The organism is Acinetobacter sp. Colony158, from assembly GCF_019264745.1.
GTDB classification, from domain to species: domain Bacteria; phylum Pseudomonadota; class Gammaproteobacteria; order Pseudomonadales; family Moraxellaceae; genus Acinetobacter; species Acinetobacter ursingii.
The window spans coordinates 1171659-1184249 of the sequence record NZ_CP078523.1; the positions used below are offsets into that span (position 1 = coordinate 1171659).

At 38.1% G+C, this 12591-nt stretch carries 11 protein-coding genes; 6 read left to right on the plus strand and 5 right to left on the minus strand.

Translation table 11 applies throughout. The annotated features are described in order from the left end of the window. From JR005_RS04595 to JR005_RS04610, 4 genes are all read right to left on the minus strand, one after another. Nucleotides 1-851 (minus strand): lytic murein transglycosylase (locus JR005_RS04595; RefSeq protein ID WP_228731758.1); only part of this gene is annotated, 851 nt, incomplete at its 3' end. A 775-nt stretch (nt 852-1626) separates the two neighbouring features. After that, entirely contained in the window at nt 1627-2748 is a 1122-nt protein-coding gene (locus JR005_RS04600) for a 5-(carboxyamino)imidazole ribonucleotide synthase (protein WP_218665633.1), read from the minus strand. Nucleotides 2749-2758: 10 nt separating this feature from the next. After that, the gene (purE, locus tag JR005_RS04605; RefSeq protein ID WP_005005447.1) at nt 2759-3274 is read right to left on the minus strand and encodes a 5-(carboxyamino)imidazole ribonucleotide mutase; all 516 of its coding nucleotides are present in this window, start codon (nt 3272-3274) and stop codon (nt 2759-2761) included. A gap of 429 nt (nt 3275-3703) precedes the next feature. After that, nucleotides 3704-4066: a DMT family protein gene (locus JR005_RS04610; protein ID WP_125625200.1), complete on the minus strand. Its 363-nt coding sequence runs from the start codon at nt 4064-4066 to the stop codon at nt 3704-3706. 249 nt (nt 4067-4315) lie between these two features. On the opposite strand from JR005_RS04610, the gene mpl reads away from it, so the two are divergent. The 6 genes from mpl (at nt 4316) to JR005_RS04640 (ending at nt 12003) form a co-directional block, all read left to right on the plus strand. Then, entirely contained in the window at nt 4316-5677 is a 1362-nt protein-coding gene (mpl, locus tag JR005_RS04615; protein WP_218665634.1) for a UDP-N-acetylmuramate:L-alanyl-gamma-D-glutamyl-meso-diaminopimelate ligase, read from the plus strand. Nucleotides 5678-6430: 753 nt separating this feature from the next. After that, a complete protein-coding gene (locus tag JR005_RS04620) occupies nt 6431-6973 on the plus strand; it encodes a hypothetical protein (RefSeq protein WP_005005442.1) in 543 nt (180 codons plus the stop codon). A gap of 138 nt (nt 6974-7111) precedes the next feature. Continuing rightward, entirely contained in the window at nt 7112-7825 is a 714-nt protein-coding gene (locus JR005_RS04625; protein WP_005005440.1) for a molecular chaperone, read from the plus strand. Between the two features lie 5 nt (nt 7826-7830). After that, complete coding sequence (locus tag JR005_RS04630) at nt 7831-10119, plus strand: fimbria/pilus outer membrane usher protein (RefSeq protein ID WP_218665635.1); 2289 nt, start codon at nt 7831-7833, stop codon at nt 10117-10119. 11 nt (nt 10120-10130) lie between these two features. After that, entirely contained in the window at nt 10131-10538 is a 408-nt protein-coding gene (locus JR005_RS04635; protein WP_044437410.1) for a hypothetical protein, read from the plus strand. 505 nt (nt 10539-11043) lie between these two features. Then, nucleotides 11044-12003, plus strand: a complete 960-nt coding sequence (locus JR005_RS04640; protein ID WP_151721529.1) for a TerC family protein — start codon at nt 11044-11046, stop codon at nt 12001-12003. Between the two features lie 47 nt (nt 12004-12050). Here JR005_RS04640 and JR005_RS04645 read toward each other — a convergent pair whose 3' ends face one another. Further along, nucleotides 12051-12590, minus strand: coding sequence for a nucleotidyltransferase family protein (locus JR005_RS04645; RefSeq protein WP_218665636.1), 540 nt, complete (start codon nt 12588-12590; stop codon nt 12051-12053). Between the last annotated feature and the right edge of the window lies 1 nt (nt 12591).

Genomic DNA, 12591 nt, shown 5'->3' on the forward strand with positions numbered 1-12591 from the left:
GTCAGACCTCGCTGTTCCCAACTACTCAATGGTTTTTTATTACGTCGCCCTTCTCCACTTATAGAGATATTTTCTGGAATTTTGACCTCAAATCCCCACGGCATGCCCGTTTGCCAACCTGCTTGTTTCAAGAAATTCGCGGTCGATGCCAATGCATCTGGCACACTTGAAACCAAATCACGGCGACCATCACCATCAAAATCAACCGCTAAGCGCTCATAGGTGGACGGCATAAATTGAGTATGACCAAATGCTCCTGCCCATGAGCCTTTCAACTGATCTTCCCTTAAGTCACCGCGCTGTAAAATGCGTAGCGTGGCAAAAAACTCCCCCCGAAAATAGCTTTGACGGCGTCCTTCACAGCTTAATGTTCCCAAAGCCTGTAATAACGGATATTTTCCAGAAATATCACCAAAATTACTTTCCACACCCCAAACCGCAACAATGGTTTCTGGCGGAACACCATAGGCCTGCGAAGCACGATTCAGCACATCGCGATATTGCGCCATTTTTTGTTGACCTGCCTGTACCCGTTCATCATCTACTAAGCCCGAAAGATAATCCCAAATTGGCGTTGAGAATTCAGGCTGATAATTTAATTTGTCAATTACCGAATAATCAGGACTTAAATTTTGCGTATAACGATCATAAGTTGTAGCACTGACACCTGAAGCAACCGCTTGTGAACGCAAATTGGCGATACAACCCTGAAAATCATTTTGGGGTGAAAAACTGCTTGCTGCGGGTGTTGTTGTAGTTGTAGAAATGCTTGCACCATTCATAATGAGTTCAGCTTGAGCTTGAGTCGCTAGAAAAAAACAGGAAGAAAGAAAGAAAGGCAAACGTCGCATTGTTATCAGCACCATTTTTGAATTCAAAGTTTGATTTTACCTTAGCATTTAGATGGCACGATGACAGATAAGTTTGGTAACTTTGAATTCATTTTTATCATTTTAAATTCATCATCGAGCAATACTTTTAAATTCAAACCTTCCTATCAGTTTCATTTTAAATTCAAAAGAGCTTTCTCCATTTAAATTCAAAATATGTTCAGCATGATGCTATGTCAAAATATTGAATTAAAACCAAGAATTCGTGATTTTTTAGTATTTATAATGACTTAGACAGCATCCTATACAGTTTATAACGATCACTTGTTTTGAATTCAAACTTTAGGATACGCACCGATCGCTTACTTTAAATTCAAACACCACCGACCAAAGCATCTGTGGATAACCTTACGCTTGGTTTTTGAATTTAAAATACAGAATATAAAAAGCCTACTTTTGAATTCAAAAATATTCGTCATCATCGACGTATTTTATTAGTCCTTTGTATTTCTTCCTTGTGGATAAAAATAAAAAGACCTTAAATAGTCATCAAAGATAATTTAAATTCAAAATAAAAAGCCTCAATATTATTACCATTTGAATTCAAATTTTTAGCCATTTATTGTTGAAGTAAAGATAGGTTTTATCTAATCAAAGCTTGTTAAAAAATAACCAAATTTACGCGACTTGACGAGATCAATAAGATAAAAGGTCAGATTGAAAGGCGGTCTAGTAAAATAAACCATAAAAAAACGACCAGTATTTTGATCGTTTTTTGGGAGCTAAAATTTAAAAATTACAGCGTCATATCGGCTTTTAAGGCCAATGGCTCAGGTAAAATCTGCGCTAATTGGCGGCATAAACCGACCAAATCCTCGCTATTCACAGGCATTAAGGTGATATGACCGAGTTTACGGCCTTCACGCTCTGTTTTATTGTACAGATGTAAATGCGCGCCATTTAAAGCCAGCACACCCTCAGATTTTGGATGTTGCCCAATGATATTGACCATCACGGTTGGACGTATCACATCTGTTGAACCTAATGGTAAGCCCGCTACCGCACGAATATGATTTTCAAACTGTGAGCACACCGCACCTTCAATCGACCAATGTCCTGAATTATGTACACGTGGTGCCATTTCATTGGCAAATAAACCGTGTTCCGTCACAAACAATTCAAGAGTGAGTACACCAACATAATTCAGATGATTGAGCAACCGCGTGATGTAATCCTGTGCAACAGGTTGCAAATCAATGCTGTTCGGTGCAGGCACAATCGAATGCGATAAAATCCCGTGATGATGATGATTTTCCGCCAAAGGCCAAGTCTTGACTTCACCATTTTGGCCACGCACGGCAATAATAGAAACTTCACGCGAGAAAGTCACAAAACTTTCCGCAATCAATGATTGTGCAGGCCCCAGTTCAGCCCAAGCTTGCTCGATCTGATCGGCTTGACGCAAGACAAATTGTCCCTTGCCATCATAACCACCTGTCGCGGTTTTTAATACAATCGGCAAGCCTAACTCAGACACAGCTTGTTTCAGTGAGTCTAGACTATCGACCGCTTTAAACGGTGCAACTGGAATATCAAGCTGATTAAATAGAGTCTTTTCCGAGAGTCGATTTTGCGCAATCGCAAGTGCCTGACGTGGCGGATAAATTGATTTGGTTTGACTTAGAGCATCCACATCTTCAAGCGGCGTATTTTCAAACTCAAGACTAAATACATCGGCACTTTGAATAAAAGCACTTAAACCATGTTCTGCCTGACTTGAAAAAACCTGTCCAAGCGCCGCTGCTGGACAATCTTGCTGGGCTTCAAAAAAAGTACATTGAATATTTAATGGTAATGCAGCTTGAGCCATCATGCGACCCAATTGACCACCACCAAATATCCCGATGGTTTTATCCATGATTGCCTCGTTATACTTGACCAGGAATATTGTTGCTTGCGACTTTATCGGTCTGCGCAGTACGGAAATCAGCCACATTTTTAGCAATTTCAGGATCATGTAGACCTAAAATCTGTGCCGCCATAATTGCAGCATTAGTTGCACCCGCAGGGCCAATCGCCAAAGTTCCCACCGCGATACCCGCTGGCATTTGTACAATTGAAAGTAAAGAATCTACCCCGTTTAAAATCGAAGATTTTACAGGGACACCTAAAACTGGCAGATCAGTTTTAGCTGCACACATCCCCGGTAAATGCGCCGCGCCGCCAGCACCTGCTATAATCACCTGAATGCCGCGTTCACGCGCCGTTTCTGCATATTCAAATAAACGATCGGGAGTACGATGTGCCGAAACCACTTCAGCTTCGAAAGGCACACCGAGTTGTTTGAGCATATTGGCAGTATGTTCTAGCGTTGCCCAATCCGATTGAGAACCCATAATAATTCCGACTAAGGGTTGAGCATCTTTCGCTGCGACCGCGTTCATTGGCATTTCCAAAGTATCAAAGATAAAAATAGAGATCTCGGTTTGCACCAAGAAAGATAAGAGAATGCGCGGCATTATAGCGGTTTTTTTCAACAGCTCCAAAACTCTGAGACAATTTGATCTGAATTGATCAAGTTTGATGCTTTTACCCAGTTTTTGAGCCAAATTAAATCACAGGAAATATAATTCAAAGCTGAGCGAGAAACTGCTGTAAGCATTTACTGACAAAATTCTCAGAAAATAGCGTCTAGGTCTATTTTTTATTTTGTCCTATGATGAATTCATCAGGAACAGGAAGTTCCAGAACAGAAAACAAAAATGATAAGTTCTTGCATCAGGATCGTGAGGGATGACAGGAGTTATACCTAGGCGCAAAATATGAAAAAGCTCGACAGGATGTCGGGCTTTTTTCATTTGATCTAGATCAGTTTACTGTCCACGAAACACAAAATAGACGCATCCCATCAAACATAACATGGCCCATAAATAGTCCAATTTGAACGGTTGCTTGAATAAAAACAGCATGAAAGGGACAAATACGATCAGCGTTACCACTTCCTGCGTAATTTTCATTTCACCTAGCGTCCAACCTTGTTGATCCAGATAACGTGTGGCAGGAATCATAAAGCTATATTCCATCAGCGCGATCAGCCAACCAAACAGGATGGCTTGCCATAAAGGCGCATGATGTAAAAACTTCAAATGACCATACCACGCCATCGTCATAAAGCAATTTGAGATAATTAAACAACCAAGCGCAATCAATGTTGGATTCAAATGAATATCCTTGATCAGAATAGACCACAAACGGTCTGTGAACAGTCAAATTTATTATAAAAGCGAAATTTCAAAAAATAATTCTTTCGTCAAAATTTAATCCCTGTCATTTCACCTAAAAGCAACAGCAAAACACCCGAATCACATGATTTATGACTATCTTTTCCCATGCAGCCTTGTTATCGTTGCTGTCAATTTAAATTGATATTTGACGTTGGCGTATAGAAATAAAAGGCCAACTCAGGGCAGTGGAGTAGGCGAGTTATGCATCTGCATATTTTGGGTATTTGTGGCACTTTTATGGGTTCTTTGGCACTTCTGGCACGAGATTTAGGACATAAAGTCACAGGTTCCGATGCAAATGTCTATCCACCCATGTCAACCCAATTAGAACATGCAGGCATTGAATTGATGCAAGGCTATGATCGCAGCCATTTACAGCCGCATCCCGATCTGGTGATTGTAGGCAATGCAATGAAACGTGGTATTGATGCGGTTGAATATATGCTCAATGCAGGTTTACCTTACATCTCTGGCCCACAATTTTTGGCTGATCATGTTTTGCAAGGGAAACATGTATTGGGCGTTGCAGGCACACATGGTAAAACTACCACCACCACCATGCTGGCTTGGGTACTCGATCAGGCAGGTTTAAATCCAGGCTTTTTGATCGGCGGGGTACCACTCGGTTTTAGTGAAAGTGCGCGTTTGGGAGGCGGTCAGTATTTCTGTGTTGAAGCGGATGAATATGACTCGGCTTTCTTTGATAAGCGTTCAAAATTCGTTCACTATCATCCTAAAACGGCGATTTTAAATAATCTTGAATTTGATCATGCCGATATCTTTGATGATTTGGCAGCGATTCAGAAACAATTTCATCATTTGGTGCGTACCATTCCCAGTGAGGGATGCATTATTGCGCCAATCACTGAAACTCATATTGATGAAGTGTTGGATATGGGTTGCTGGACGGCAGTGGTGCGTACCAGTTTAAATCCAAATCCTGATGTTGCACTCAGTGCTGAACAACTTAGCGCGGATGGCAGTCATTTTAAAGTACTAGAACACGGTGTGGTCAAAGCTGAAGTACAATGGAGTATGACGGGGCAACATAGCGTCGCCAATGCCTTAGCAACCATTGCAGCAGCACAACATGTCGGTGTGAGTATTGAACAGGCTTGTCAGGCTTTATCCAATTTTGATGGAGTCAAACGCCGTATGGAACTGCTTGGAACTGTTCGCGGCATTGAAGTTTATGATGACTTTGCCCATCATCCAACCGCAATTGAAACCACGCTAGACGGCGCACGTAAACGCTTGGGCGAACGTAAACTTTGGGCCATTATTGAGCCACGTTCCAACACCATGCGTATGGGCAGCCATAAAGAGGGACTGGCACAATCAGCACGTTTGGCCGATGAAGTGATCTGGTATCAACCCGAAGGTCTGGATTGGGATTTACAACCTGTGGTCGACGCTGCGACCAATCATGCTCAAGTCAGTCGTTCATTGGACGAAATTATTAATCGTATTGTGAATGAAGCAGGTGAGGGTGATGCTGTGGTGATTATGTCAAATGGCGGTTTTGGCGGATTACATCAAAAGCTTTTAAATGCCTTAAAATAAATTTTGCTCAAATCGTAGCGTTATAAAGAGTCCTTTTTGGACTCTTTTTAATTTTTTCCGTCCTTAATGCCTTAATTTTATCCATGCTATTGAGGTATAAATAGATTAAATTTGATAAGCTAAATCAATATTTTTCATTTCATATTCTATTAAATATTAGTCTGAATTCCAATAATTTAGAAATTAAGAGGCTATAAAAATATTATTTTAAAGGTGATTGTTCATATAACATTTATCAATTACAAACCAAATATAAATTCAATTGTAAATATAAAAAACACAATATAATGGAAATATCCATTCTTTTATAGATATAGAGATTAAAAAAAATATTTTTTGAGTATAAATAACAATAATAAATACAAATTCACAAATAAAATTCATAACACGTAACAATTTATATCAAAATATAAATTTTTTTGATTTTTTATTTTTATTAAGTTATTCATTTTAAATAATTTTTATTTAAATGAAAAATCAACTATTTTTTATGAATAAATTAATCAAATTTATTTCAGATGCTGATTGGCTTGAATAAAAATTAAAAAACAATAAATAACAACAATTTAAACCAGATAAAAAATCAAAGTATTTTATTTTATGTGAAATAAATCACATTATTGTTTATTAGTGTGATTAAACTATGATTAAAGAGCGGTTATGAATAGAAGATTTTTTCAAAATCCAGATCTCATAATTGTAAATTTATAAATAACAAACAGCATCTTAATAATAAAAGATGGGAGATACGTTATGAACAAGCTTGTAAAAACAATATTGTCAGTGGTGGCTTTTGGTGGAGTGGTTGGTATTGCTCATGCAGAGGTAGAAACGGCGAGCTTATGGGGTGGCGGAGGCGGTTCGCAGCACCCTGAAGGTTGTACAGAACTCTGCGGAAGCAAGTCTATTCCTATTGAAATCACAATTCCAAAAGTATGCGAACTCAAAAATGTCACTACAAAAATCACTCTAAATAGCACTACAGGCACTGGTACTGGTGGTTTTAGTGTAGGTGCGAATGCAGCATATAACCTATTGGTTGATACCGATAATCGTACTTCAGGAACTAATAACTCTGCATTAAAATATGGAACTTATTCTATTCCAACAACTGTTACTACTAAACGTGGCTCCAATAATGTCAATTTAGGTTCAATCAAATATAATGAACCAATGACTGCTGGTACTTCTTCACTTAACGATTATAGCATTACAGTACAAACCTCTGGTTCTTTAGGTATTAGCAAACCCGCTGGAACTTATACTGATAAATATAATATTTCAGTTTATTTCTAATCCATTTTATTTACTGTTTCAAAAAGTTGGTTCTATTCTAGCAATGGAGCCAACTTCATTACTTCAAATCCAATCACATTATAAAAAATACCATTGAATACAAAAGTTAATTACTTATAAATAATATACGGGTGGGTTATGAAAAGAAAAGTTTTAATCTTAATACTTGGTTTATGTGGGTATACCCATATAGTATGGGCAGGTTTATCAATTAGTCCAATCCAACTCTATATTACCGATAAAACCAAACAACGTAGCGCAACAGTCACCATGGACTCAAAAGACATGGAGGACACTAAAACCTTTGAAGCAACCGCCGTGAAATGGTCACAAAATGACAAAGGAGAGGATGTCTACGAGCCAGATCCCAATATCATTATTAACCCCAAAAACTTTATTATTGCGCCTAATTCAAAACAGGTCATTCGTGTTGGATTTAACCAACCTTTAGCAGGAATCACCACCAATGATGAAAAAACCTGGCGTATTATTTTTCAAGAAGTAGCTCCGCCTGTTGACACGGATTCAGTAACGTTTTTATTTAATATTTCTGTCCCTTTATTTGTGGGTAAGCTCAATCCAGTCAATATCAATGTCATACCAAAAACGATTAATAACAATTTAGTCGTCAATATTAAGAACAATTCTCCTTCACATGTTCAGATTTTAAAATTAACGTTGGTAGATGCTTCAAAAAAAGAAGTCGCAAACTTAAGCCAAATGAAATATTTACTTCCGAATACAGCTCAAGATTTTAATTTTGAAAAAATTAATCTGCATAATAATCAATATAAACTTCTCGTTCTGACCGACAAACAAGATCAGCCTTATGAATATAGTCTTAAGGAGTGATCTGTATGAAAATATCGACACTTTCTGCACATATCTGCTTGATATGTGCATTTACACATGTTCATGCGGCAGACAATGTCATCTTATCCAATCTCTGGATTAATGGACTCGATCGGAATACGGAGGCGTTAGTTTTACAGCAGGATAATCAATATTATGTTGAATGTCAGATTCTTAATTCACTTAATTTAAAAGTATTTTTATTAAAAAAACACGCCTCTCAAGAACAATATTGTCTAGTAAGTAGTGATCAAATCCACTCCAACTTTGATAACGCAAGTCAGTCACTCAAGATTGATTTTCCGGCTGAATATTTTCTCGGTTATTCCAATCAAAATACCATGCTACAACCTGACAAAGCATCTTTAGGAGCATTTCTCAATTATGACTTCTTTTATGACAAATTTGATCAAGGCTATGAATTTAATAATTTTTACGAACTAGGGATTTTCAAGGATTATTGGTTACTCAATAACTCATTGATATACAGAAAAAATGATGCAGACGATGACAGTACAGGAGTGATTCGTTTAAACAGTTCTTTGAGTATTGATTTTCCTCAGCATTTCACCAGACTGACATTGGGGGATAATACCAGTATATATAATTCACTGATTGATTCATTTCGCTTCGGTGGGATTAGTTTCGGGACTAATTTTAGCGAACGTTCTGATTTTATTTACTGGAACACACCTATTTTACGAGGGAGTGCAATTGTTCCTTCAACCATTGATTTATATATCAATGGCGTAAGTATCTATCGACAAAACGTGACTCCAGGAGACTATACCTTACAAACGGGTGCAAACATCCAACAATCAGGCAATGCCCAAATTGTGGTTGAAGATATTTTAGGCAACCGCTCCGTGCAAAATTTTCCAGTTTTGATTAACAATCGTTTACTCAAAGTTGGACTCAATGAATATAACGTCTCTTTAGGTAAATTACGTTTTAATTACGATTATGACAGCAATGACTATCGTGATTTCTTTACCAATGTCTATTTTCGTCGTGGCTTTAGCACCGATACCACTCTCGGTTTTAATGGATCATATAGTGATGATGTAAAAAATTTAGGGTTGATGTGGACACAATCATTAGGGCGTTATGCCTTATTAGATGTAAATGCAGCAGGAAGTTCTGCTTATGGAAATGATGGTTATTCGGTTGGTGCTTCTGTAAGCAATAGTTTTGATAGCTTTTCGATGGGACTGAGCACGCGTTACTCTTCTGAAGACTATCAATCACTTGGATATACTCAAGACTTTCGAAACCCTCGTATCGATTCGTTGGCGTATCTATCCTTCTTTAAAGTGCCTTATGTCAATAGTGTTAATTTAAACTATGTCGAACGGCGTTATTATCCAGATGATGAAGTTCCTCGAAATAACTCAAAATTATTAACAGTCGGAATATCCAAAAGCTTTTCCAGACGTTTATCTTTTACGGCGTCCTATTTTAAAGATTTTGGGGATTTTAATGATTCTGGCGCTTTTTTCTCCCTTATTTTTAATTGGGATGACAATAAAAATATTTATCTGGATCAAACTACAGATGGAGATACACGTTTAACCTTTGCGAAAAGTTCTCCAGAACAGACAGGCTTTGATTATTCTATAGGCGCTGAACGTCGTGATGGTGAAATGACTTATAACGGATTTGGTTTATTTAAAACTGATGTTGGTGATTTGACTTTACAACATACTCAAAATTCTGACTCTTATGATTCACGCGTGTCCTATCGTGGCGCACTAGTTTGGCTGAATCATCAGGTAAATCTGACAAAATCTGTCGATAGTGCCTTCGCATTGGTCAAAGTTGGTGATTATAAAGATGTCGATGTGATGCGTTCATTATCGCCTGTTGGTCGAACCAATAAAAATGGCTATTTCTTTATCCATGATATTTTGCCTTATATTTCTTACGATTTATCTTTTGATCAGGATCAACTTCCGATTGAAGATAAAATTGATTACTCATCCAAAAAAATGGTCGCACTCAATCAACGCGGCTATTACATTGATTTTCCAGTAACTCATACCCAACAAGTGATCGTAAAATTACGCGATAAAAATGGAAATTTATTGGCCAGAGCGACACCCGTTTATCTGGATCAAAATACAGATCAAGTCTATCCAATCGACCAACAAGGTAACGTTTATCTCTACGGTCTTTTACCTAAAACCTATCAACTTAGTACTCAAGGAGACAAGGCTTGTCATAGCCAATTACAAATTCCAGAAAAAACCAGTACCACCACATCCAATCAAGTCATTGAGTTGACTTGTAAATAAGGAGAAAGGCAATGAAAATATTACTTGGCATCATTGCATACTGTGCTTTAGGCAGTCTCTATGCAGGCCAGTGTTCTATGGGACAAATTACCGAACCACGTATGCGTTTGGGAAGTTACTATCAAAGCCAAGCTGCGACATCATTTCACGTCAATTGTGATAGTGCTTACACCATTCGTTTTAACAGTATGAATCTGCGTAGCACAGATGGTTCAAGTTTTGTGACCAATGGTCCCTACAAATTAAGAACCCGTTTAACCGTAGCAGGGCCCGTGGATAATTTATGGAATGTGCCACTGACCGCCAACACCCATAAAGATAATAAATACATCATTTCGGTCAGACTAGAAGATCGTCCGTCCATACAAGTTCCAGCAGGTACTTACCGTGATATGGTGTATGTCAATTTATCGTTTTAACCCAAAGATCTGAATAGATTTATAAGATAAAGGATACTGAACACCATATTTTGAGGAATGATCTAGCAACATGATGTTTAAAACGTGATTTTTTAAATAAAATTTTGATCGTGATCAACCCCTTGCCTTGATGTGTGGCGGGAGGGCAAGGATGATTATGAAATCTTCTAATGACTTTTTTAGACCTAGGCAGATTGAAAAAATCCGATTTGCTTAAACGGCATAATTATGCGATGCTAGAGACACATTTGGATTCGATTCCAAAACTCAATTTAAGTAGACAAGGGGAGTAGCCTCCTCCAAGCGTTGTAAACTAATGTAATATCAAAAGTTAATTTACAACGTGTCAGATATCGTCAATACACTTTGCAAAAAGTCGGTATCTGAGCATCAAATATAGTTTGATGTAGGCAAGACCTTGATCATGTTGATACAGATGTTTTTTTATTCATCTGGCGACAGGTCAAGGTTTTTTTATGGCCAATTGCCAGATGTGGAGAGATTTATGGACTCTATCGGTAATATTTGGCTGTATCTGGTCTTTTTTGGCATCGTCTTTGCGATGCTGTTAATCGACTTTCTCGGCTTTAAACAGAAAAAAGACCAATCCGTGCCCATTAAACAGGCACTAGCATGGAGTATTGCTTGGGTGACCGTGGCGATGCTGTTTGCAGGTGGATTATGGCTATACCTACAACAAACCGCAGGACTTGCGCTTGCCAACCAAAAAACCATGGAATATCTGGCAGGTTATTTACTGGAAAAATCATTAGCGATTGATAATGTTTTTGTCTGGTTGATGATTTTTGCTGCTTTTGCCATTCCACCTTCGTTACAACGTAAAATCCTACTTTATGGTGTATTAGGCGCGATTGTTTTAAGAACGATCTTTATTTTTATTGGCGCATGGTTTGTTCAAGAGTTCTCTTGGATTTTATATATTTTCGGTGCGTTTTTGGTCTATACCGGCTTTAAGTTCTTAAAAGGTCAAGGAGATGAGCAGCCCAATATTGAAGATATGGCATTACTCAAATGGTTACGTAAACATATGCGTATCACACCAAGTTTTAAAGGTGATCGTTTCTTTGTCAAAGAGCAAGGCGTTCTTTGGGCAACGCCGTTGTTTATTGTACTGATCTTGGTAGAGTTCTCCGATGTGATCTTTGCGGTCGATTCTATTCCTGCCATTTTTGCAGTCACAACCGATCCGTTTATTGTCCTTACTGCAAATCTGATGGCGATTTTGGGCTTGCGTGCCATGTTCTTTTTATTGGCAGGAACAGCATCAAAAATGCATTATCTGCCGTATGGTTTAGGCATTATCTTGCTATTTATCGGCTTTAAAATGTTGATGCTTGATGTCTTCCATATGCCAATCTGGATTTCCTTGAGCTTTATTGTGTTGGTGCTGGGGATTACCGCGTGGTTATCGATTCGCCACAATAAAAAACAGGCTCAATCTTAATCTCGATTCTGATTGATCTAGCCCTTTTAGTAAGATAAAAGGGCTTTTTATTTGCGAGATTCAATCAATTTAAGCTTGGGCCAACGTTGTAGCCATTGTTTTTCAATGACGCGATTCAAAAAAGTCTCATAGCTCACCAAACGCGGATTCCAACGTAGTTTTAGCTCGAATAAATCTGATAACCCAAAGGGCGCAATGATTTCAAGCAGATCATTTTCAGTGAGGCGTACTGCAATCGCAGTCGCGGTTTCAGGCCATGCAGAAATTGCATCGAATAAAGAGGTATAGGCTTTTATCTTCTCAGCATTTTCGTTTAAATACCAATGATGTTCGGTCGCCTGATTAACCACATCCCACTCGTTTAAAGAAAATTGTTTATGCAAGGCCTGTTTAATGCGCTGCTGTTGTTGTGAATCTGCATGAGGATCATAAAAAATCACATAGATTTCTACCTGTTCAATCTCATATTTCTGATAATGTAACGCAGACCAGATCAATTGCCGAATCACACCTGCACTCAGATAACAGTGTGCATTGATGGTGCGTAATACTTTTAAACGTTGAAAAAGCGATGCATGATTWAAAATC